Raw genomic sequence first — 20,217 nt, forward strand, 5'->3', positions numbered from 1 at the left:
CACCGGGCCCGCCCGGACGCCCGCCGGTCACTGCCGGCGCAGCAGCGCGCCCAGACCGCCCGCCAAAGTCTCGTCCCCCGTGCCCGCCGGCACCGGTGCCAGGGACAGCGCGGTGGCGTCCGTCACGACCGCGCAGCGCAGCAGCGCGTCGTCCGCGCGCGCCGGCCAGGAGTGCTGCTCGCCGAGGACCCGCAGTTCGGTACGGCGCACCGCCAGCTGGTCGGGGTCCTCGCCGATCCACACCTCGCGGTGGGCGTCGGGCCCGTCCGGCCTGATCAGCAACTCCTCCAGGCGGTGCTCCCGGGCGGCCGCCACCAGAGCGGGCACGCCCTCGACGGCACCGGCGCGGCCCTGCCCGTCCGGGGCGCGCGCGGCACGGAACCGGTCCAGCTCTGCCTCGACGCGCTGGCGCGCGTGCCGGGCGCGTACCTGCTCCACCTCGTCGTCCAGCAGCCTGCTTCCGGTGCCGTGCGCGGACTCCACCACGCGCTCGTGCAGCCGTTTCGGCAGCCGCCGGCGCACCTCGCGCCGCTCCCGCTCGTCACCGACCAGGATCAGCAGGTCCGCCCGGGTCTCGTCCTGGCAGACGGCGAGCGCGTCGGCGATCTCCGCCGCGTTGTGCTCCCAGGTGTTCTCCACCTTCAGCTGGAAGCGCCGCTCCGGCCAGTCGGCACTGCTGGTGCGGTGGACCGGATGCTGCCGGCCGACGACCGCGCCCGCCCTGCGCCGGCCCAGCGCGCTGCGCAGTTCGAAGTCGGCGCCGCGCCGGTCGATGTACGACACGATCGCCAGCGGGTCCTCACCGGCGAGGTCCAGCAGCGGTGCCACCCGCGGCAGCGGTGCCCACACCGCCCGGTTGCCCGGCGGGGAGTGGGCCAGCACCGGGTCGAGGACCACTTCGCCGCCCCGGGCGAACACGGCCCGGCCGTGCGGGTCGGGGGAGTGGGCCAGTTCCCCGATCGCCTCCTCCACCGCGCGGCAAGTGGCGTCGTCCGCCCCCTGCTCCCTCAGCTCGCGCACCACCGCCTGGGCGGTCACACGCACCTCCTGGGGCGTGTCCTCCGCGTGCCGGGACGTGTCGACGTACACGGAGGCCCAGGGGCCCGGCTGTTCGTACAGTGGATGGAGAAACGCCAGATCCATGGCTCACTCCCGGATGCCGCTCGGGGGTACTGCGTCCCGGGCGGGTACCCGTACCGCATGAACGAACACGACGAGCGGGACACCACCATGACCGGAGTCGACCCCAGCCGCCTGGACGATTCCCAGCTCATGAAGGAGCTGGAGACGATCCACCGCACGCGCCACGACACCCTGCTGTACGGCTCGAACGACGCCCTGCGGGCCCACAACGAACGCATGGCCCAGCTGGAGGGCGAGTACCTGCGCCGCAACCCGCGCCGCCTGACCGCCGCGGGCCGCACCCGGGAGGGTGCCCGGGAACGCGGCTGCGCCCAGACGGCGACGCCCGACCGCTCCGGTACCTGAAGGAGGGGCTCCCCGCCCGGGGAGCCCCTCCGGGAACCGGTACGCGTCAGCAGCGCAGCGGAGGCCGGCCCCAGTGCCGGTGGGCCGCGATCGCGGCCACGAACGCCCCGGTGAAGTCCGGGTGCGCGGCACCGGGAGCGGTGTCCGTGACCACGCCCCGGTCACTGATCATGTGAGGGAACTCCGTCGACACCCTCAGGCCCTCCGGCTCCAGCCCCGACAGGATCCCGGCCCCCGACCCCAGCGCGCCGATCGGCTTGCCGTGCCGGTAGACGGAGCGGACGAACCGCACCGCGTCCGGCAAGAACCCGTACGCGCCCGCACCGCGCGCGCGTGCACCACCCGTTCCGGGATCCGCTCGTGGTCGAAGTGGGTGAGCTTCTCCCGGAAGTGGAAGTCCTTTATCAGGGTCGGCCCGCGCTCACCGGCCGTCAGCGAGTCGTCGGTGTGATCGACGTCGACGCCCTGGTCCGTGGTGAGCGGACCCGACGCCGGGTCCTCGGCGTGGAACGCCTCACGCTGGTACTGCTTGGCGTCGTCCGGGGGCCCATCAGCCGGCCTCCCCGGCGAACACATGCAGGAACGCGTCGCAGAACGCCTTCAGGTCGTCCGGCTTGCGGCTGGTGACCAGCTGGTTGGGGCCGTGGTCGCAGATCTTCACCTGCTCGTCCACCCAGGTGCCGCCCGCGTTGCGGATGTCCGTCTCGAGGCTCGGCCACGAGGTCAGCACCCGGCCCCGGACGACATCCGCCTCGACCAGCGTCCACGGGGCATGACAGATCGCGGCGACCGGACGGCCCTGGTCGAAGAACTCCTTCACGAACGCGACGGCCTTCTCATCCATCCGGAGGAAGTCCGGGTTGGCCACCCCGCCGGGCAGCACCAGCCCCCCGAACGATGTGGCCGACGTCTGTCCCACCACTTCGTCCACCGGGAACGTGTCCGCCTTGTCCAGATGATTGAACGCCTGGATCTCGCCCGACTTCGTCGACACCAGAACCGGTTCGTGCCCGGCCTGCGAAGCCGCCTGCCACGGGTCGGTCAGCTCGACCTGCTCGACCCCCTCCGGAGCCACCAGGAACGCGATGCGCATGATGACCGTCCTCCTTCTCGTGTTCACACGTGCAATGTCTCGTGGTCGATGGCCCGCCACCGGGCCCTGTCGTCCCGCCCGCGCTTCCGCTTCGCCCGGGCCGCCCGCCGGCAGCGCAGCAGCTCCTCGCCGTACGGCAGGAGCACGCACACGCCGATCGCGGCGCCGATGGCCGCCGGATACCCCGGCGACAACGGCCGTCGGCGCGGCACCGGGCGCCACGCGTCCGGATCGCCCCGGCCGCCCCGCACCAACGACCGCACCTGGTCGGCGTGCAGGCACATCAGCGCGCTCAGCCCGCCGAACGGCAGCGCCTCCAGGAAGCTGTGGATGTGCTGCTCGACGGGCTTGACCTCGCGGTCGCTGTCCACCGCCTCCCGTACGTCCCGCAGCGCCGTCGCCTCGTGCACGGCGGCCGCCCCGAGCTGCACCGTCAGCAGCAGCGGGTTCACCTCGTAGCGCAGGGTGAGCGCGGTGGGCAGGCCCACCTCGGCCGTCATCAGGGAGTGGATCAGGGACTCCTTCGTCCCGGCCGTGTCCTCGACGCGGGTGCGCCCGTGCATCGCCCAGTCGGGTCGGTGCATCGCCCAGTCGGCGAGGCCCGGTACGAACCAGCCGGGCAGCAGCCCGTACAGCAGGTACCGGGTCCTGGCGTCACCGACATCGACGGTGACGCCAGTGGCGGCGATCTCCGCGGCCTGGCCCCGGCCCCGGCTCATCCGCGGCCCACCAGCGCCTTAGCCAGCTCCTGCACGGTGGTGTAGTGGTCCTGGCGCGGCAGCTGTGCCACCGCCTCGATCATCGCGTCCGGCGCGTTCTTGCGCCGCAGGATCCGGGCCAGGTCGGCCGGCCCCGCCGGGAACGCGCTGCGCCCCAGAAGCCGCGCCAGCTCGAACCGGACCGTCTCCAGCGTGGCCCCGGAGCGCCCCGGCGCCACCGGACCGCCCCAGACCTCGGGGTCGTCCTCGGCGGTCGGCTCCGGGTCGTGCCACTCCTCCGTGCGCGTGGGGTGCCCGGACCGGAGCAGGCCTTGGAGCTCGTGTTTCATCTCGTCGTCCCGGTGGACGCTCAGCCGGTCACTGCCTCGCTGCATGTCTCCCTCCAGATCTTCGGGGGTCCGCACCGCGTACCCGGGGACCGGATGCCGACACGGGATCCACGGGGAGAAAATGCGCCGGAAAGCACGGCCGCTCCCGAACGGTGCGAAAGAGTGCGCCCCGGCCGGTAGCGAGGGCACAGGCCGGTCTCCGCCCCGGGTGGTGCGCGGGGTGTTGACGTCCGTGCCGGGCTCACTGTCATCCAAGAATGGTGGTGGGGGGACCTGGTGCGCGCCGCCTACCCGGGGTACACCGGCCCACGGCCGCGCATGCAGGTGTGGCACGGCACGCAGGACACGCTGAGCTACGTCGACTTCGGTGAAGAGATCAAGCAGTGGACCAACGTGCTCGGCGTGAGCCAGACACCCGCCTTCACCGACCACCCCAAGTCGGCCTGGACCCGCGCCCGGTACGGCGGCAGCGGCACGACCGCCCCGGTCGAAGCGATCAGCGTCGACGGCGTCGGCCACCAGCTGCCCCAGAGCGGCATGGTCCCCCTGGCCCCGCAGTTCATGGGCCTGACCTGACACGCGGCCCCGACGACACCGCCGCGGCCGCTGTTCGCGCGGCCGCGGCGGTGTCGTCGGGGCCGCGGCTAACGCCGGTCGTGGCCCGGCAGGAACTCCTGCACCTTCGCCTTGAAACCCTGCTTGATCATCGACCCGCGGTCCGCGTCCCCCTTGAGGATCGACGCCGCCGTCGCCTCCATCTGCTCCCAGGAGGCGTGCGGCGGAATCGGCGGCACCGCCGGATCCGTGAGGAACTCCACCACCGCGGGTCCGTCCGCCTCCAGCGCCGCGCGCCAGCCAGCCTCCACGTCCTCCGGCTTCTCCACCCGGATCCCGGTCAGCCCCAGGGAACGCGCGAACGCGGCGTACTGCACGTCCGGCAGCTGCTGCGAGGGCAGGAAGGACGGGGAGCCCTCCATCGCGCGCATCTCCCAGGTGACCTGGTTGAGGTCCTGGTTGTTCCACACCGCGAACACCAGCCGCGGATCGCTCCACCGGTCCCGGTACTTCGCCGCGGTGATCACCTCCGCCAGCCCGTTCATCTGCATCGCGCCATCACCGACCAGCGCGAACACCGGCCGGTCCGGATGCGCGAACTTCGCGCCGATCGCGTACGGCACCCCGGCCCCCATCGTCGCCAGGGTCCCCGACAGCGAACCGCGCATGCCCGGCCGCATGGTGATGTGCCGCGCGTACCAGTTGGCCACCGAACCGGAGTCCGAGGTGATGATCGAGTTCTCCGGCAGCAGCGGGTCCAGCGCCCGCGCCACGTACTCCGGGTTGATCGGATCGGCTGACAGATGCGCCCGCCGCTCCATCGTCTCGTGCCAGCGCCGCACGTTCGCGGTCACGGTGTCGAACCACTCCCGGTCCGTGGGACGGCCCCCGCGGTCGGCCTCCAGCAGCGGGATCAGCCGCTGGAGGGTCGCCTTCGCGTCGCCCACGAGGTTCACCTCGTACGGATAGCGCATCCCGACCATGTGCGGATCGATGTCGATCTGCACCGCCCGCGCCTTGCCGAACTCCGGCATGAACTGCGTGTACGGGAACGAGGAGCCGATGGTCAGCAGCGTGTCGCAGTCCCGCATCAGCTCGTACGACGGGCGCGTGCCCAGCAGGCCGATCGAACCGGTGACGTACGGCAGTTCGTCGCTGAGCACGTCCTTGCCCAGCAGCGCCTTGGCGACGCCCGCGCCGAGCAGCTCCGCGATCCGCTGCACCTCCGCGACCGTTCCGGCGGCGCCCTGGCCGATCAGGACGGCCGGCTTGTCACCGGCGTTCAGGACCTCCGCGGCCCTGCGCAGCGCGTCGTCCGTCGGGGTCGCGGTCGACTCGCTCATGCCCAGGCTGGACGGCACCATCTTGAACTCGTGGGTGGGCGCCGAGTAGTCCAGTTCCTGCACGTCACCGGGGATGATGACGGCCGTCGGGCAGCGCCGGGCGTACGCGGTGCGGATCGCCCGGTCCAGCACGTTCGGCAACTGCTCGGGGACCGTCACCGTCTCCACGAACTCGGAGGCGACGTCCTTGAACAGCGTGTGCAGGTCGACCTCCTGCTGGTAGGAGCCGCCCATCGCGGTCCGGTGCGTCTGGCCGACGATCGCCAGCACCGGCACATGGTCCAGCTTGGCGTCGTACAGCCCGTTGAGGAGGTGGATGGCGCCCGGTCCCGAAGTCGCCGCGCACACCCCGAGACGGCCGGAGAACTTGGCGTAGCCGACCGCCTGGAAGGCGGACATCTCCTCGTGCCGGGACTGGATGAACCGCGGCTGGTCGTCGGCCCGTCCCCAGGCCGCGAGCAGGCCGTTGATCCCGTCGCCGGGATAACCGAAGACCTGCTCCACACCCCATTCGCGCAGCCGCGCGAGAATGTGGTCGGAGACCTTGGTGCTCATGGAGACAACCTCCAGGGGGTGAGGAAGCGGACGATCCGATCAGCACTTTCCGAGTCACCCCACGGGCATGCGGAAAACCTGTACGAGCCCCTCCGTGGTCCCCGGGTGGCCCCCGGTGGCGGTGGCCCACGGGGACGCCGTACCGCCGCCGGACGGGCGCCCGCCCCACCGGACAGGCGTTCGCCCCGTCTGGACCCGGCGTGGCACGTGCAGGGTCCACATGCGGTCCCGGAAGTGGCGTCGCCGCTCCCACGGAGGTGTGTGTCACCGGCGAGATCAAGCAGCAGCTGGGCAGCTCCCAGATGCACGTCTCCCGGCTGATCAGCCGCTGCTGCGACCGGGTGCGGGAACAGGTGATGAGGGACGGGGCGCAGGACGGCGGGACGGCGCGGGCGTGCGGTGAAACCCGCCGGACCGTCTGATCACCCGGAAGGCCGCCGGGTGTCCCGCCAATGGGCTGCGGCCGCGCGCGGCGCGCGGTACGGCGGGCTGTGATGGCAAGCGAGGGCGCGCAGGCCGCGTCCGTCGCAGCCGTCGTTGTGAGGAGCCCGTACCATGCGCCGCACCGCACGCGCCCTGTCCGTCACCGCCCTGGCCGCGGCCGCGTTCGCCGTCGCTCCGAGCGCGCACGCGAAGCCCGTCTCCGAATCCTGCGGCGCGGTCAGCGGTGCCGATGTCCGGCCGACCGGGTCCGCCGCCCCACGCGATACCGGCCGAACAGACCCCGGCAACACCGCCGGGGGTGGTACCGACGCCCCTGGGCCCGGTTCCGTCGCACCTGAAGCCGTCGGACCTGACGCGGTCGGGCCTGACGCGCTCGGACCCGAAGCCACGGCTCCGGACGGCAGGCCCTGCGGGGGCGGGGCAGACAGTGGCCAACGGGACGACGGTACGCGGGAGGCCGGGGGGCAGGACGCGGGTGGGCAGGACGCGGGTGGGCAGAACGCCGGTGGGCAGAACGCCGGTGGCCGGGACACCGGCGGTCAGGACACGGGACGGCAGGACAGCGGGGGACAGGACAGCGGACGGCAGGACAGCGGAGGACAGGACAGCGGACGGCAGGACACCGGACGGCAGGACACCGGTGGACGGGATGACGGCGGCCCCGACTGCGCGGGGTCCCGCGATGACCCTTCCTGCGTCCCGCCCACCGTCCCGCACGGGGCGCACGCGGGTGAGGGCGGCGCCTTCGACGGGTCCGTGCCCGCGCTGGCGGCCGGCGCGGTGCTGATCGCGGCGGCGGGCGCGGGCGCGGTGTACCGGGTGCGCGGGCGTGCCGCTGGGTACCCGTGGAACGGGAAGGTCCCCGGAGCGTCACGGCACTGTGATGGCCCGTAACGGACGGGGCACCGGGCCAGGACACGACCGGACACGGCGACACGGACTGTGCGGAGGCGGACATGCGGCGGACGGAACCGGTGGGCGACGGCCCCGTCCGCTGTGATCCCGGTACCGGTGGCCGGAACACCGGCACCGACAGCACCCACGGCCACGGCTCCCGAAGCCACGGTCCCGAAGGCCACGGCCCGGTGCGCTACGGCCCGCCCCTGCCCGGCGACGGACTGCCCGTCCTGCCCGAACTGTCCGCCGTGCTCGCCGCCGCCGCGGGCCGCGCGGAGGGCCAGCCGGCCGGTGGCGGCCCGGCGCTGCTGGAGGCGGCGTGCGGCTACTGGACGCGGCGCGGCCTGCCCACACAGCCCGGCCAGGTGGCGGCCGGCCCCGGCGCGCCCTCGCTGCTGCTCGCGCTGACCGCCGCGCAGGGCGGCGACGTTCTGGTGCCCCGGCCCTGCGCCGCCTGGTGGGCACCGTACGCGCGCCTGCTGGGCAGGCCCGTCTTCCACGTCGCCACCCCCGCCGAGTCCGGCGGCGTCCCCGACCCCTACGCGCTGCTGGAGACCGTACGCCGCGTCCGCGCCGAAGGCGGCGACCCACGGCTGCTCGTGCTCTCCGTAGCCGACGACCCGACCGCCACCGTCGCACCACCCGAACTGCTGCACGAGACCCTCGAGGCCGCCGTCGGTGCGGGACTGCGCCTGGTCAGCGACGAGACCTGGCGCGACACCCTGCACGCCCCGCACGGCACCGTGCTGATCGGCCCGGCCGAGATGCTGCCCGACCACGTCACCGTCGTCACCGACCTCGCCGGTTCCCTGCTGCCGCCCGCCTGGCCCGCCGCCGTCGCCCGCTTCCCCGCCTCGGACGCCGGGGCGGGGCTCCACGCGCGCGTGCTCGACGTCCTCACCGCGCTGGGCGCGAGCGTCGCCGGGCCGGTCACGGCCGCCGCCGGGTACGCGCTGGACGAACCCGAGCCCGTCACCGTACGCCGCGCCGCCGCCGTACGGCTGCACGCGCGCGTGGCCGCCGCCGCGCACGCCGCCGTCACCGCCGCGGGCGCCCTGGCCCGGCCGCCCCAGGCCGGCCGGCACCTGTACGCCGACCTCGAACCGCTGCGCACCGCGCTCGGCGCGCAAGGGGTCGGCGACGCGCAGGAACTGGAGGACTTCCTCACCGACCGGCTCGGCATGCCCGCGCCCGGCGGCCACCGCTTCGGCGACGACCTGGCGGCGCTGCGCGTGCGCCTCGCCACCGGGCCGCTGCTCGGCGGCACGGACGAGGAACGCACGGAATGCCTCATGTCACCCGTGCCGTTGGAACTGCCACACGTGCAACGCGCGTTGATCTCCTTGAGGTCGGTCTTCGACGATCTCCGCGACGACGCTCAGCGATGGGAGCCTCCTCGATGACGCAGCAGTCCGAGTCGACCACCACCACCGTCACCACCGTCACCTCCGCCGAAACCGTCACCTCCGCCACGTCTGTCACCGTCACCTCTGTCGCCACGGACGCCGGTGGACCGAGGGCCACGTCACCCCTAGGGCCCCCGCACCCACCGCTCGCCGCACCCCGTCCCCTGGGAGAGACCCGGGTGTGGCCGCGGACCTTCCACGACCGGCTGACCGCCCCGCTGCCCGGCCTCAAGGCCATCGCCCGCTTCGCCCGCGAAGGCGCCGTACGCCCCGGCAAGGAGGGGCTCGCCGACATCCCCCTCCTGCCCCACGCCCCCGGTCCGCTGCCCCGCGTGGACGCCCGTACCGTCGCCGTCACCTGGGCGGGCCACGCCAGTTGGGTGGTGTCCATCGGCGGGCTGACGGTCCTGACCGACCCCGTCTGGTCCCGCCGCATCCTCGGCACCCCCGCCCGCATCACCCCCGTGGGCGTCCCCTGGGAGGAACTGCCCCGCGTCGACGCGGTCGTCATCAGCCACAACCACTACGACCACCTGGACGCCCCCACCCTGCGCCGGCTCCCGCGCGACACCCCGGTGTTCGTGCCCGCCGGCCTCGGCCGCTGGTTCATGCGCCGCAAGTTCACCACCATCACCGAACTGGACTGGTGGGAGGCGGCCGAACTGGCCGGCGTCCGCTTCGACTTCGTGCCCGCCCACCACTGGTCCAAGCGCACCCTCACCGACACCTGCCACAGCCTGTGGGGCGGCTGGATCCTCACCGCCCCCGACGGAGAGCGCGTCCACTTCGCCGGCGACACCGGGTACGGCCACTGGTTCTCCCGCATCGGCCGCCGCTACCCCGGCATAGACCTCGCGCTGCTGCCCATCGGCGCCTACGACCCGCGCTGGTGGCTCAGCGACGTCCACTGCGATCCGGAGGAGGCGGTGCAGGCCGCCCTGGACCTGGGCGCGCGGCGCATGGCCCCCATGCACTGGGGCACGTTCGTGCTGTCGGCGGAGCCGGTCCTGGAACCGCTCACGCGGGTGCGCGCCGCCTGGGAGAAGGCCGGTCTGGACCGGGACGACCTGTGGGACCTGCCGGTGGGAGGCTCACGCGTCCTGCCCCCCGGCCTCTGATCCCGCCCGCGCCCGCTGCGCCCTGACTCCTCGCCGGGCCCTGCGCCACACACTCGGTGCCGCGCTGACCAGCACGGTCAGCGCGACCGCCGCGACCACCCCCTCCCAGGGGCGCGGGAACAGCGAACCGCCGAGGACCCCGATCACCTGGTACGTCGCAGCCCACGCCAGGCACGCGGGCAGATTGCCCCGCGCGAACCTGACGAGCGGCCACTCGGCCATCAGACAGGCCAGCATCACCGGTATCCGCCCCGCCGGCACCAGCCGGGACAGCACCAGCACCGCCACATTGTGCTCGGCGAGCTTCTCCTGCGCCTGCGCCAGCCGGTCCTCCGGTGCCCGCGCCCCGATCGCCGCCAGCCACCGTGACCCGTTCCTCGACCTCATTCCGCGCCGCCCCAGCCAGTACAGCGTCGCGTCCCCGAGGAACGCCGCCAGCGACGCCGTCACGAACACCAGCGCCAGCGAGAACGGCGCCGTCTGATGGAACGCCACCACCGCGGCGGAGCTCACCAGCGCCCCCGTCGGCACCACGGGCAGCAGCGCCCCGATCAGCACCAGCAGGAACAGCGACGGGTACCCGACGGCCTGCTGGGTCGACTCGGTCGGCAGGACCGTCACCACGGCGGCGAGCCGTATCACCGGGCGACCTCCAGGCGCACGCTCTCCCCGTGCCCGAGCCGGTGCACCGCCACCTCCGGCGCGTACGCGGCGGCCAGCCGCACGAACTCGTCACCCGGCGCGTGGAACTCGTGCGGGCGCACCGCGTCCATGCCGATCGGCCAGTACGTCCCGTAGTGCACCGGCACCGCGACCCGCGGCGCCAGCCCGCCCAGCGCGCGCGCCGCCCGCTCCGCGTCCAGGTGCCCCTCACCGAGGTACGGCCCCCAGCCGCCCACCGGCAGCAGCGCCCCGTCCACCGGCCCGACCTCCTCGGCCATCGACTCGAACAGGCCCGTGTCCCCGGCGAAGTACGTCCGCGCCTCGCCCTCCACGACATACCCGAGCGCGGGGGAGCGGTGCGGACCCACCGGCAGCCGCCGCCCGTCGTGCCGCGCGGACACCGCCCGCACCACCAGCGGGCCCACCTCCACCCGGTCCCCGGGCACCACCTCGGTGACCCGCAGCCCGCCGAGTCGGCGCAGCCCCGGTACCGCACGGGGCGCACCCCGGGGCACGAGCAGGCGCGTGCCCGGGGCCAGCCGCGCCAGCGAGGGCAGGTGCAGATGGTCGGCGTGCAGATGCGACACCAGCACCACGTCCGCCTGCAAAGCCTCCGGCGGCGGCAGCGCACCCCGGCGCCGCCGCAGATGAGCGAGCCGGCGCGCGAACAGGGGATCGGTGAGCACACGGGTGTCCGAATCCTCGACCGTGCAGGTGGCGTGACCCCACCAGGTGATCTCCACCGGCACCTCTTTGCCTCCTTCGCGCGACTCCCCGAAGCCTACGGGCAGGAGTAGGGTCGGCGGGAAAACCCGGAGGTGAGGGGGACGCCATGGGACAGGTACGGGGTGCCTTCAACAGGGCCGGGCTGGTACGGGTCACCGCGATCGCCAGCCTGACTCCCCTGGAGGAGCTGGAGATCGACCCCTTCCTCGTGGACTCCCGCAGCCAGCACGCGATGTGCGCCCGCTGGGCCGCCGAGCACGGCTATGTCGTCGCCCGCGAACTCCTCGTACGACGGCTGCGTCATGACCACGCGGCGCTCTGGGACGGCGTCCGTCCCGGACTCGACCTGTTCGTCGCCCCCAGCCGCCGCGTACTGGAGTCCGCGCTGTCCTCCGTCGAGGAGTTCGCCGCCGAGTGCGCCCGGCGCGGCGTGCGCGTGGAGACCGTCGGACGGGCCGAACCCCGCTACGACGCCCAGATGAAGGCACGCGTGCACCGCAGGCTGTCGATGCCCACCGCCGGTTACGACGGCCGTTAGGCGCCCGCTTCGGGGGCCGGGGCGCGGGGGCCGGGGCGCGGAGGGCCGGACGGCCGCCCGGCCCGTATGACAGGGTGGGGGACCGAACACGCCCGCGGCGGCCGCGGGCCGGGGTCGTCGAAGGGGTGCGGGGCGTGCGGGGCGGGCGGTGGCGGCGGATCGCCGGTCAGATCGGGCGGAGCATCGTGGTGTGGGCGGTCAGCACCGTCACCATGCTCGTTCTCGCCGGTCTCCTGCCCGACTTCCAGCTGCAGTCCGCCGACGGTGACAGCGCGACCCGCATCGCCGTCACCGCCGCCCTCGGCGCCGGCGCCTTCGGCGTCCTGTCGGCCGTCGTCTGGCCCCTCCTCGTACGGCTGCTGCTGCTCGTGCCCGCCCTCGTCCTCGGCCTGCTGGTGTTCTTCCTCAACGGCTCGCTGCTGCTGCTCGCCCTGCGGATCAACCCCTCCGGCGACAGCGAGGCCGCGCCCGAGACCGCCGTCATCGTCGCCGCCGTGATGTCCGCCGTCGCCTCGGCGACCGGTGCCGCCCTCACCGTCCGTGACGACGACGCCTACCGGCGCAGGCTCTACCGGCTCGCCGACCGCCGCCGAAGAGCCCGCCCGCCCTGCCCGGCCGGCCCCGGCACCGTCTTCGTTCAGCTCGACGGCGTCGGCCACGACGTACTCACCCACGCCGTCGCCAAGGGACTCATGCCCACCGTCGGCCGCTGGCTCGCCGCGGGCGACGGCACGCGGCCCACCCACCGGCTGACCCCCTGGCGCACCGACTGGTCCAGCCAGACCGGCGCCAGCCAGCTCGGCATCCTGCACGGCAGCAGCTTCGACGTCCCCGCCTTCCGCTGGTACGAGAAGGACCGGGGCGAGGTGATGGTATGCAATCGACCGACGAGTGCCGCCGAACTCCAGCGCCGCGCGACCTCGCACACCGGCGACGGCGGACTGCTCACCGCCGACGGTGCCAGCCGCGGCAACCTGTTCGGCGGCGGCGCCGACGAACAGGCCCTCGTCCTGTCCATCGCCACCCGCCGCCGCGGCCGTGAGAACCGCTCGCGGGCCGGATACTTCGCCTACTTCTCCGATCCCGCCAACGCCGTCCGCACCGCCCTGTCCTTCACCGCCGAGGTCGCCCGCGAGATCGGCCAGTCCACCCGCGCCCGGATGCGCAGGCAACGCCCGCGCGTGGCCCGCGGCGGCCTCTACCCGTTCGTCCGCGCCTTCGCCACCGTCGTCGAACGGGACGTCGTCGTCACCGCCGTCATGGGTGACATGCTCGCCGGCCGCACCGCCGTCTACGCCGACCTGGTCGCCTACGACGAGGTCGCCCACCACTCCGGCCCGCACAGCCGGGACGCGGAGAAGGTCCTGGCCCGGCTCGACCGTTCCCTCGCCCTGATCGAGAACGTCGCCGAACACGCCCCCCGCCCCTACCGGATCGTCGTCCTGTCCGACCACGGACAGAGCCCTGGCGAGACCTTCCGCGCCCGCTACGGCCTCACCCTCGCCGACCTCGTCCGCGCCGGCTGCGGACTGCCCGTCCCGCGCACCGCCGAACGCACGCACAGCGGCGCCGAGGCCCGCGCCGCCGTCCGCGCCGCCCTGCGCCGCCCGGCCGAGCCCCGCGGCGAACGCAACCGCCCCGCCCGCCGCTCGGAGCCGATCGTGCTCGCCTCCGGCAACCTCGGCCTGATCTCCTTCCCGGACGTCCCCCACCGCATGACCAAGGAGGAGATCGACGCCCGCCACCCCGCCCTGCTCGCCACCCTCGCCAACCACCCCGGCGTCGGCTTCCTGCTGGTCCGCAGCGCCGAACACGACGGCGTGGTGCTCGGCGCGCACGGCGCCGAGATCCCCCTCGACCGGCTCGACGACGAACCCGGCCCGCTGGCCGTCTTCGGTCCCGGCGCCGCCGACGCCGTCCGCCGCACCCACTCCTTCCCGCACACCGCCGACATCATGGTGAACTCCTCCCACGACCCCGCCGACGGCGAAGTCCTCGCCTTCGAGGAGCAGATCGGCTCCCACGGCGGCCTCGGCGGCGCCCAGGCCCGCCCCTTCCTGCTGTCCCCGCTCACCCTGTCCCCGCCCGACGACGACGGGCGGGAGATCACCGGCGCCGAGCAGGTGCACCGCGTGCTGCGCCGCTGGCTGCGCGAGTCCAACGGACCCCAGGTACCGGTCACGGACACCGCGCCCGCACCGGAGCGGGACAGGAGGGCCGCCTGAGCGCCGCTCGCCGTTCACCCGCAGTGAACCTCATCCTGCGGGTACGGCAGGCCGGAATGTGATCGGATGGGAGCGACGGAACCGGGCGGCGAAAGCCCGGCCAACCGTGCCCCGGACACGGGATCACACGCGAAAGGACACACCGTGGCAACCACGCGCACCGCACACACCGTCTGGGAAGGCAACCTGCTCGAGGGCAACGGCGTCGTCACCTTCGACTCCTCCGGCATCGGCCAGCAGCCGGTGTCGTGGCCGTCACGCGCCGAGCAGGCGAACGGCAAGACCAGCCCCGAGGAACTGATCGCCGCCGCCCACTCCAGCTGCTTCTCCATGGCGCTCTCGCACGGCCTGACCGGCGCCGGCACCCCGCCCACCAAGCTCGTCACCTCCGCCGACGTCACCTTCCAGCCGGGCGAGGGAATCACCGGCATCCACCTCACCGTCGAGGGCACCGTCCCCGGCCTCGACAACGACGCGTTCGTCGCCGCGGCCGAGGACGCCAAGAAGAACTGCCCGGTCAGCCAGGCCCTCGCCGGCACCACCATCACCCTGTCGGCGAAGCTCGCCTGACCTGCCCGCCCGGACCCGTGCCGCGCCCTTCCGACCGGGGCGCGGCACCGCTTCGAGCGGCGCCCCCGGGGTACCCGGCATTGACAACGGCCCGCCCGGGTCCTGTGCTGGAAAGGCGGGAGGCGCCTGCGCCTTGGCGGAAGGGGACGACCGATGGCACGCGCGGTGGGAATCGATCTCGGGACCACGAACTCGGTGGTGGCCGTCCTGGAAGGCGGTGAGCCCACCGTCGTCGCCAACGCCGAGGGCGCACGGACCACACCCTCGGTCGTCGCCTTCGCCAAGAACGGCGACGTACTCGTCGGCGAGGTGGCCAAACGGCAGGCCGTCACCAACGTCGAACGCACCGCCCGCTCGGTGAAACGGCACATGGGCGACGCGCACTGGCGCTTCCCCGAGCAGGGCTCCGTCGACGGCACCCGCTACCGCGCCCAGGAACTGTCGGCGCGCGTGCTGCAGAAACTCAAGCGGGACGCGGAGGCCTACCTCGGCGAGGACGTCACCGACGCGGTGATCACCGTACCGGCCTACTTCGACGACGCCCAGCGGCAGGCCACCAAGGAGGCCGGCGAGATCGCCGGCCTGAAGGTCCTCAGGATCATCAACGAGCCGACCGCCGCCGCCCTCGCCTACGGCCTCGACCGGGGCGAGGAGCAGACGGTCCTGGTCTTCGACCTCGGCGGCGGCACCTTCGACGTCTCCCTCCTCGACATCGGCGAAGGCGTCATCGAGGTCAAGGCCACCAACGGCGACACCCACCTCGGCGGCGACGACTGGGACCAGCGGATCGTCGAACACCTCGCGGGGCGCTTCAAGGGTCAGTACGGCATCGACCTCGCCGCCGACAAGATGGCCGTGCAGCGACTGCGCGAGGCTGCCGAGAAAGCCAAGATCGAACTCTCGTCGTCCTCCGAGACCAGCATCAACCTGCCGTACATCACCGCCTCCGCCGAGGGCCCGCTGCACCTCGAGGAGAAACTGACCCGAGCCCAGTTCCAGGAACTGACCGCGGACCTGCTCGACCGCTGCAAGACCCCCTTCCACCAGGCGGTCAGGGACGCCGGCGTCCAGCTCTCCGCGATCGACCACGTCATCCTCGTCGGCGGCTCCACCCGCATGCCCGCCGTCACCGACCTGGTGAAGGAACTCACCGGCAAGGACCCGCACAAAGGCGTCAACCCCGACGAGGTGGTCGCCGTCGGCGCCGCCCTGCAGGCCGGCGTCATCCGCGGCGACGTCAAGGACGTCCTCCTCCTCGACGTCACCCCGCTGTCCCTGGGCATCGAGACCAAGGGCGGCATCATGACCAAACTGATCGAACGCAACACCACGATCCCCACCCGGCGTTCGGAGATCTTCACCACCGCCGCCGACAACCAGCCCTCGGTCGGCATCCAGGTCTACCAGGGTGAACGCGAGATCGCCGCCTACAACAAGAAGCTCGGCGTCTTCGACCTCACCGGCCTGCCACCCGCCCCGCGCGGCGTCCCCCAGATCGAGGTCGCCTTCGACATCGACGCCAACGGGATCATGCACGTCTCCGCCAAGGACCTCGCCACCGGCCGCGAACAGAAGATGACCGTCACCGGAGGCTCGGCCCTCCCCAAGGACGACATCGACCGCATGATGCGGGAGGCCGAACAGTACGCCGAGGAGGACCGCAAACGCCGCGAGGCCGCCGAGACCCGCAACCAGGCCGAACAACTCGTCTACCAGACGGAGAAGTTCCTGCGCGACAACGGCGACAAGATCCCGGCCGACACGAAGCCCGAGGTCGAGGCCGCCTGCGCCGAGGTCAAGACCCTGCTGGAACAGAACGCCGAAACGAACGCCCTGCGCACCGGCGTCGAGAAACTCGCCACCGTCAGCCAGAAGATGGGGCAGGCCATGTACGCCCAGGCCCAGCAGACCCCCGCGGACACCGGCGGGCAGCAGCACACCCCACCGCACGACGACGAGGGCGTGGTGGACGCCGAGATCGTCGACGACGACAAGAACACCAAGGGCGGCGCCGCCTAGGTGTACCGACCTCAAGCGCTGCCCGGGCAGGGACCGCGGCCCTCAGGGTTTGCCGGACGAGTACAGCGCACGCCACTCCCGCAAGATCTTCCGGGTGCGCTGCGCCGACGCGGCGCGCGCCGTCATGTGGTCGAGGACCTCCAGGTGCGCGGAGACCTCCTCACGGGAGTCCAGGTACAGGGCGCCGGTCAGGTACTCGGTGTAGACCATGTCCGGCAGTTCGGGTTCGGCGAAACGGAACAGCGAGAACGGCGCGCACGTCCCCGGGTGCGGCCCGTTCGCGAACTCGGCGACCTGGACCGTGACCCGGTCGCGCTCGGCGTACTCCAGCAGCTTGTCCATCTGGTCGCACATCACCCCGGCACGCACGCTCACCGGCCGCCGCAGCACCGTCTCGTCCATGATCACCCACAGGTGCGGCGGATCCTCCCGCTCCAGCAGTCCCTGACGGGCCATGCGCAGCGAGACATGGCGCTCGATCGTCTCCGGCCCGGTCTGGCCGACCGTGCCCGCCTCCATCACCGCCCGCGCGTACTCCTCCGTTTGCAGCAGACCCGGCACGAAGTGCGGCTCGTAGGAGCGGATGACCCGGGCGGCGCCCTCCAGGCTCACGTACATGCTGAACCAGTCCGGCAGCACATCGTGGAACCGCTGCCACCAGCCCGGCTGGTTGGCCTCCTCGGCCAGCGTCACGAACGCGGCGGCCTCCTCCTCGGGCACACCGTACGTCGAGAGCAGCACCTGCACATACGGGATCTTCAGCGCGACCTCGGCCATCTCCATCCGCCGCACGGTCGCCGACGCCACCCGCAACACCCGCGCCGCCTCGTCACGCCCCAGCCCGGCCGCCTCACGCAGCTCCTGCAGTCTCTTGCCGAGCACGACCTGCCCGACGGTGGGCGCAGCCCGCCGCTCACTCACGCAACGCCCTCCCCTACGCGCCCAAGTACGCGAGCAGTGTGCCACGCCACGCGGGTTCGCACACCTGGCCGACGCCGAAAGGGACGTCGCACCTCCGGTCAACCCACCAGCCCGTGCAGGTACTTGGCCGTCGCCGGATCCGCCGGCAGGAACGTCTCGATCGCCAGCTCGGCGACCGTCACGTCCATCGGTGTGTTGAAGGTGGAGATCGAGGACACGAACGACAGGACCCGGCCCTCGTGCTCGATCCGCATCGGCAGCGCGAAGTACGCCACCGGCTCGGCCGGTTCCTCCTCGGGCCCCTCCCCGGGAACCGGATAGGCGGCCACCTCCTCGTACAGCGCGCGCAACGCCCGCGAACGGTGCAGCCCGATCTGCCGCTCCATCTGGGCCAGCAGATGCCCGCGCCACTGCCTGAGATTACGGATGCGCGGCGCCAGCCCCTGCGGATGCAACGTCAGCCGCATCGCGTTCGGCGCCGGCACCAGCAGCGACTCCGGCACCCCCTCCAGCAGCATCGCGATGCCCCGGTTGGCGGCGACGACCGTGTACGTCGCGTCGACCACCAGCGCCGGATACGGCTCGTAACCCCCGATCAGCCGCTCCATGCCGTCCCGCAACGCGTCCAGTCCCGGGTCGTCCAACGGCGTCTCGGGATAGTGCGGCGCGTGACCGGCCGCCAGCAGCAGCGCGTTGCGCTCCCGCACCGGCACGTCCAGATGCTCGGCCAGCCGCAGCACCATCTCCGCACTCGGGCGCGACCGGCCCGTCTCCACGAAGCTGATGTGCCGGGCCGAGGAGTCGGCACGCAGAGCCAGTTCCAGCTGACTGATCCGCCGCCGCTCCCGCCAGGCCCGCAGCAGCGGCCCCACACCCTGGCCGGAGGGGAGCGCGGCGGTCGCGGGGCCGGACACGGCAGGGGGCCCGGCCGGAGCGGCGGGGCACGAGGACACAATGGTCATACGGACGACCGTAGTCGAGGAGTGTGCGCATGAACGACCCCTGGCAGCAGTCCTGGGAGGCCACCGCGGTGTACCGGGCCCGAGTCCGCGGCTGCCTCCTCGGCGGGGCACTCGGTGACGCCCTCGGCTACCCCGTCGAGTTCAGCTCCCTCGACGCCATCCGCGCCGCACACGGACCGCGCGGCCTGCGGGGACTCGTCCCCGACGCCGCCGGCGTCACCGGCCGCATCAGCGACGACACCCAGATGACCCTGTTCACCGTCGAGGGCATCCGGCAGGCCGTCGAACGCGAACGTCTCAAGGGCATCGGCGGCGGCTGGACCCGCCTGCTGCGCTGGGCCTACGCACGCTGGCTGGAGACCCAGCTCCGGCCCGGCCCCGAGGCGAGCGACACCGCCCGCCCCGCCGGCGGCCCGTACGACGGCCCGCGCGGCGGCCTCGTCACCGAACCCTGGCTGTACGCCCGGCGCGCCCCCGGCAACGCCTGCCTGTCCGGACTCGCCCAGGACTTCGTGCCCGAGCCCTGGTCGGAACTCGGCCCGCCCGGCCCCGTCAACCCCGACTCCAAGGGCTGCGGCGCCGTCATGCGCTCGGCACCCTTCGGGCTCGCCCGCACCGACGCCGACAACGCCTTCGGCATCGCCGCCCGCTGCGCCCAGATGACCCACGGCCACCCCACCGGCTACTACGCGGCCGGCGCGCTCGCCGCGATCGTGTCCCACATCGTCGCCGGTGACTCCGTCGAGGGCGCCGTCCTGCGCACCCTGCGCCTGCTGGCCCGCCACCCCGGCCACGAGGAGACCACCGCCGCCCTGACCGGCGCCCTCGACCTGGCCGCCGAGGGGGACGCCACCCCCGAGAAGCTGGAGGGACTCGGCGCCGGCTGGGTCGCCGAGGAGGCGCTCGCCATCGGCGTCTACAGCGCCCTCGCCACGCGACGCGTCGAGGACGCCCTGCTCCTCGCCGTCAACCACTCGGGCGACAGCGACTCCACCGGCTCCATCTGCGGCAACATCCTGGGCGCCCGCCACGGCGACCACGTGCTGCCGCACGCGTGGGTGGAGCAGGTGGAGGGGCGGGACCGGATCGCGGCGCTGGCGGACGACCTGGCGGCGGAGTGCGTGCGGGACTGACGCCGGCGGTCGACTGTCGACAATGATCGTCGACTGTGGGCCGTGATCGTCGACTGTCGACCATGACGGGCGATCGGCGATCGGCGATCGGTGATCGGTGATCACGACGGCCGACGGTCGGCGGTCGGCAACCCTCCGATCAGCGCCCCGACGGCCGGTCTGTGGCAGGCTGAACAGGTACCCGACCCAGGAAGGGAGCCAGGGATGGCCGTCGAACCGCTGTCGCAGAGGGAGATCGAAGACCGGCTGGCCGAACTGCCCGGCTGGTCCCTCGACGGCGACCGCATCGCCCGCTCCTACCGGCTCGGCTCGCACTTCGCCGCGGCGGCGATGGTCGTGCACATCGCCCGGGTCCAGGACGAACTCGACCACCACTCCGACCTCACCCTCGGCTACCACACGGTCTCGCTCACCGTGAACACGCACAGCGCGGGCGGCGTCGTCACCGGGAAGGACTTCGAGCTCGCCCGCCGGGTGGAGGAACTCGCCCCCGCTCATGGAGCACACTGAAAC

General features: G+C 73.1%; 20 protein-coding genes and 2 pseudogenes. 11 read left to right on the forward strand and 11 right to left on the reverse strand.

Annotated elements, in window-relative coordinates; all coding sequences use genetic code 11:
- Nucleotides 1–27: 27 nt before the first annotated feature.
- Nucleotides 28–1,143 (reverse strand): Vms1/Ankzf1 family peptidyl-tRNA hydrolase, encoded by a 1,116-nt coding sequence (locus ABZX30_RS08360; RefSeq protein ID WP_355930412.1) that lies wholly within the window; start codon nt 1,141–1,143, stop codon nt 28–30.
- Nucleotides 1,144–1,200: 57 nt separating this feature from the next.
- Here ABZX30_RS08360 and ABZX30_RS08365 point away from each other — a divergent pair, with 57 nt between their 5' ends.
- On the forward strand, nt 1,201–1,488 hold the full coding sequence (locus ABZX30_RS08365) for a DUF6158 family protein (protein WP_355930414.1): 288 nt from the start codon (nt 1,201–1,203) through the stop codon (nt 1,486–1,488).
- 46 nt (nt 1,489–1,534) lie between these two features.
- Here ABZX30_RS08365 and ABZX30_RS08370 read toward each other — a convergent pair whose 3' ends face one another.
- From ABZX30_RS08370 to ABZX30_RS08390, 5 genes and pseudogenes are all read right to left on the reverse strand, one after another.
- Nucleotides 1,535–1,792, reverse strand: a complete 258-nt coding sequence (locus ABZX30_RS08370; protein WP_355930416.1) for a hypothetical protein — start codon at nt 1,790–1,792, stop codon at nt 1,535–1,537.
- Nucleotides 1,793–1,815: 23 nt separating this feature from the next.
- Nucleotides 1,816–1,929 (reverse strand): annotated as a pseudogene (locus tag ABZX30_RS08375) (catalase); the annotation flags it as partial.
- 109 nt (nt 1,930–2,038) lie between these two features.
- Nucleotides 2,039–2,581 carry a type 1 glutamine amidotransferase domain-containing protein gene (locus ABZX30_RS08380; RefSeq protein ID WP_355930417.1) on the reverse strand — a complete coding sequence of 181 codons (543 nt, stop codon included), beginning with the start codon at nt 2,579–2,581 and terminating at the stop codon, nt 2,039–2,041.
- Nucleotides 2,582–2,604: 23 nt separating this feature from the next.
- Entirely contained in the window at nt 2,605–3,300 is a 696-nt protein-coding gene (locus tag ABZX30_RS08385; protein WP_355930420.1) for a diguanylate cyclase, read from the reverse strand.
- Entirely contained in the window at nt 3,297–3,674 is a 378-nt protein-coding gene (locus tag ABZX30_RS08390) for a DUF2795 domain-containing protein (protein ID WP_355930423.1), read from the reverse strand. The genes ABZX30_RS08385 and ABZX30_RS08390 overlap by 4 nt, the downstream gene beginning before the upstream one ends.
- 219 nt (nt 3,675–3,893) lie before the next feature.
- Between ABZX30_RS08390 and ABZX30_RS08395 the strand changes: the two are divergent.
- Nucleotides 3,894–4,205: pseudogene (locus tag ABZX30_RS08395) on the forward strand (esterase); the annotation flags it as partial.
- Nucleotides 4,206–4,273: 68 nt separating this feature from the next.
- Here the strand turns inward: ABZX30_RS08395 and ABZX30_RS08400 are convergent.
- On the reverse strand, nt 4,274–6,082 hold the full coding sequence (locus tag ABZX30_RS08400; RefSeq protein ID WP_355930424.1) for a thiamine pyrophosphate-requiring protein: 1,809 nt from the start codon (nt 6,080–6,082) through the stop codon (nt 4,274–4,276).
- 257 nt (nt 6,083–6,339) lie between these two features.
- Between ABZX30_RS08400 and ABZX30_RS08405 the strand changes: the two genes are divergently transcribed.
- The 3 genes from ABZX30_RS08405 (at nt 6,340) to ABZX30_RS08415 (ending at nt 9,947) form a co-directional block, all read left to right on the forward strand.
- Nucleotides 6,340–6,504 carry a hypothetical protein gene (locus ABZX30_RS08405; RefSeq protein WP_355930511.1) on the forward strand — a complete coding sequence of 55 codons (165 nt, stop codon included), beginning with the start codon at nt 6,340–6,342 and terminating at the stop codon, nt 6,502–6,504.
- A gap of 978 nt (nt 6,505–7,482) precedes the next feature.
- Complete coding sequence (locus tag ABZX30_RS08410) at nt 7,483–8,826, forward strand: aminotransferase class I/II-fold pyridoxal phosphate-dependent enzyme (protein ID WP_355930427.1); 1,344 nt, start codon at nt 7,483–7,485, stop codon at nt 8,824–8,826.
- Complete coding sequence (locus ABZX30_RS08415) at nt 8,823–9,947, forward strand: MBL fold metallo-hydrolase (RefSeq protein WP_355930430.1); 1,125 nt, start codon at nt 8,823–8,825, stop codon at nt 9,945–9,947. Before ABZX30_RS08410 ends, ABZX30_RS08415 begins: the two co-directional genes overlap by 4 nt.
- On the opposite strand, the gene ABZX30_RS08420 is transcribed toward ABZX30_RS08415, so the two are convergent.
- Both ABZX30_RS08420 and ABZX30_RS08425 read right to left on the reverse strand, forming a co-directional pair.
- Nucleotides 9,921–10,589 (reverse strand): VTT domain-containing protein, encoded by a 669-nt coding sequence (locus ABZX30_RS08420; protein ID WP_355930432.1) that lies wholly within the window; start codon nt 10,587–10,589, stop codon nt 9,921–9,923. The two genes, ABZX30_RS08415 and ABZX30_RS08420, sit on opposite strands and share 27 nt — an antisense overlap.
- Nucleotides 10,586–11,359, reverse strand: a complete 774-nt coding sequence (locus ABZX30_RS08425) for an MBL fold metallo-hydrolase (RefSeq protein WP_355930434.1) — start codon at nt 11,357–11,359, stop codon at nt 10,586–10,588. Before ABZX30_RS08425 ends, ABZX30_RS08420 begins: the two co-directional genes overlap by 4 nt.
- 83 nt (nt 11,360–11,442) lie before the next feature.
- Here ABZX30_RS08425 and ABZX30_RS08430 point away from each other — a divergent pair, with 83 nt between their 5' ends.
- The 4 genes from ABZX30_RS08430 (at nt 11,443) to dnaK (ending at nt 16,688) form a co-directional block, all read left to right on the forward strand.
- Complete coding sequence (locus ABZX30_RS08430) at nt 11,443–11,874, forward strand: hypothetical protein (protein WP_355930436.1); 432 nt, start codon at nt 11,443–11,445, stop codon at nt 11,872–11,874.
- Nucleotides 11,875–12,008: 134 nt separating this feature from the next.
- Nucleotides 12,009–14,099, forward strand: a complete 2,091-nt coding sequence (locus ABZX30_RS08435; protein ID WP_355930439.1) for a phage holin family protein — start codon at nt 12,009–12,011, stop codon at nt 14,097–14,099.
- 144 nt (nt 14,100–14,243) lie between these two features.
- Complete coding sequence (locus ABZX30_RS08440; protein WP_355930441.1) at nt 14,244–14,669, forward strand: OsmC family protein; 426 nt, start codon at nt 14,244–14,246, stop codon at nt 14,667–14,669.
- Between the two features lie 153 nt (nt 14,670–14,822).
- Nucleotides 14,823–16,688 (forward strand): molecular chaperone DnaK, encoded by a 1,866-nt coding sequence (gene dnaK, locus ABZX30_RS08445; RefSeq protein ID WP_355930443.1) that lies wholly within the window; start codon nt 14,823–14,825, stop codon nt 16,686–16,688.
- Between the two features lie 42 nt (nt 16,689–16,730).
- On the opposite strand, the gene ABZX30_RS08450 is transcribed toward dnaK, so the two are convergent.
- Nucleotides 16,731–17,609, reverse strand: a complete 879-nt coding sequence (locus ABZX30_RS08450) for a helix-turn-helix transcriptional regulator (protein ID WP_355930445.1) — start codon at nt 17,607–17,609, stop codon at nt 16,731–16,733.
- A 98-nt stretch (nt 17,610–17,707) separates the two neighbouring features.
- On the reverse strand, nt 17,708–18,571 hold the full coding sequence (locus ABZX30_RS08455) for a helix-turn-helix transcriptional regulator (protein WP_355930447.1): 864 nt from the start codon (nt 18,569–18,571) through the stop codon (nt 17,708–17,710).
- 29 nt (nt 18,572–18,600) lie between these two features.
- On the opposite strand from ABZX30_RS08455, the gene ABZX30_RS08460 reads away from it, so the two are divergent.
- Together ABZX30_RS08460 and ABZX30_RS08465 are read left to right on the forward strand one after the other, a co-directional pair.
- Nucleotides 18,601–19,704: an ADP-ribosylglycohydrolase family protein gene (locus tag ABZX30_RS08460; protein ID WP_355930449.1), complete on the forward strand. Its 1,104-nt coding sequence runs from the start codon at nt 18,601–18,603 to the stop codon at nt 19,702–19,704.
- A 204-nt stretch (nt 19,705–19,908) separates the two neighbouring features.
- A complete protein-coding gene (locus ABZX30_RS08465) occupies nt 19,909–20,214 on the forward strand; it encodes a 4a-hydroxytetrahydrobiopterin dehydratase (RefSeq protein ID WP_355930451.1) in 306 nt (101 codons plus the stop codon).
- Nucleotides 20,215–20,217 lie beyond the last annotated feature (3 nt).

This window comes from Streptomyces sp. NPDC004542, from assembly GCF_040610035.1.
Lineage (GTDB): Bacteria > Actinomycetota > Actinomycetes > Streptomycetales > Streptomycetaceae > Streptomyces.

What these genes read in the sequence shown, in the direction of transcription:
- ABZX30_RS08415 (WP_355930430.1), top strand. Translation starts at nt 8,823, where the DNA reads ATGACGCAGCAGTCCGAGTCGACCACCACCACCGTCACCACCGTCACC.
- ABZX30_RS08410 (WP_355930427.1), top strand. Translation starts at nt 7,483, where the DNA reads ATGCGGCGGACGGAACCGGTGGGCGACGGCCCCGTCCGCTGTGATCCC.
- ABZX30_RS08465 (WP_355930451.1), top strand. Translation starts at nt 19,909, where the DNA reads ATGGCCGTCGAACCGCTGTCGCAGAGGGAGATCGAAGACCGGCTGGCC.
- ABZX30_RS08365 (WP_355930414.1), top strand. Translation starts at nt 1,201, where the DNA reads ATGAACGAACACGACGAGCGGGACACCACCATGACCGGAGTCGACCCC.
- ABZX30_RS08455 (WP_355930447.1), bottom strand. Translation starts at nt 18,571, where the DNA reads ATGACCATTGTGTCCTCGTGCCCCGCCGCTCCGGCCGGGCCCCCTGCC.
- dnaK (WP_355930443.1), top strand. Translation starts at nt 14,823, where the DNA reads ATGGCACGCGCGGTGGGAATCGATCTCGGGACCACGAACTCGGTGGTG.
- ABZX30_RS08430 (WP_355930436.1), top strand. Translation starts at nt 11,443, where the DNA reads ATGGGACAGGTACGGGGTGCCTTCAACAGGGCCGGGCTGGTACGGGTC.
- ABZX30_RS08360 (WP_355930412.1), bottom strand. Translation starts at nt 1,143, where the DNA reads ATGGATCTGGCGTTTCTCCATCCACTGTACGAACAGCCGGGCCCCTGG.
- ABZX30_RS08380 (WP_355930417.1), bottom strand. Translation starts at nt 2,581, where the DNA reads ATGCGCATCGCGTTCCTGGTGGCTCCGGAGGGGGTCGAGCAGGTCGAG.
- ABZX30_RS08400 (WP_355930424.1), bottom strand. Translation starts at nt 6,082, where the DNA reads ATGAGCACCAAGGTCTCCGACCACATTCTCGCGCGGCTGCGCGAATGG.
- ABZX30_RS08385 (WP_355930420.1), bottom strand. Translation starts at nt 3,300, where the DNA reads ATGAGCCGGGGCCGGGGCCAGGCCGCGGAGATCGCCGCCACTGGCGTC.
- ABZX30_RS08460 (WP_355930449.1), top strand. Translation starts at nt 18,601, where the DNA reads ATGAACGACCCCTGGCAGCAGTCCTGGGAGGCCACCGCGGTGTACCGG.
- ABZX30_RS08390 (WP_355930423.1), bottom strand. Translation starts at nt 3,674, where the DNA reads ATGCAGCGAGGCAGTGACCGGCTGAGCGTCCACCGGGACGACGAGATG.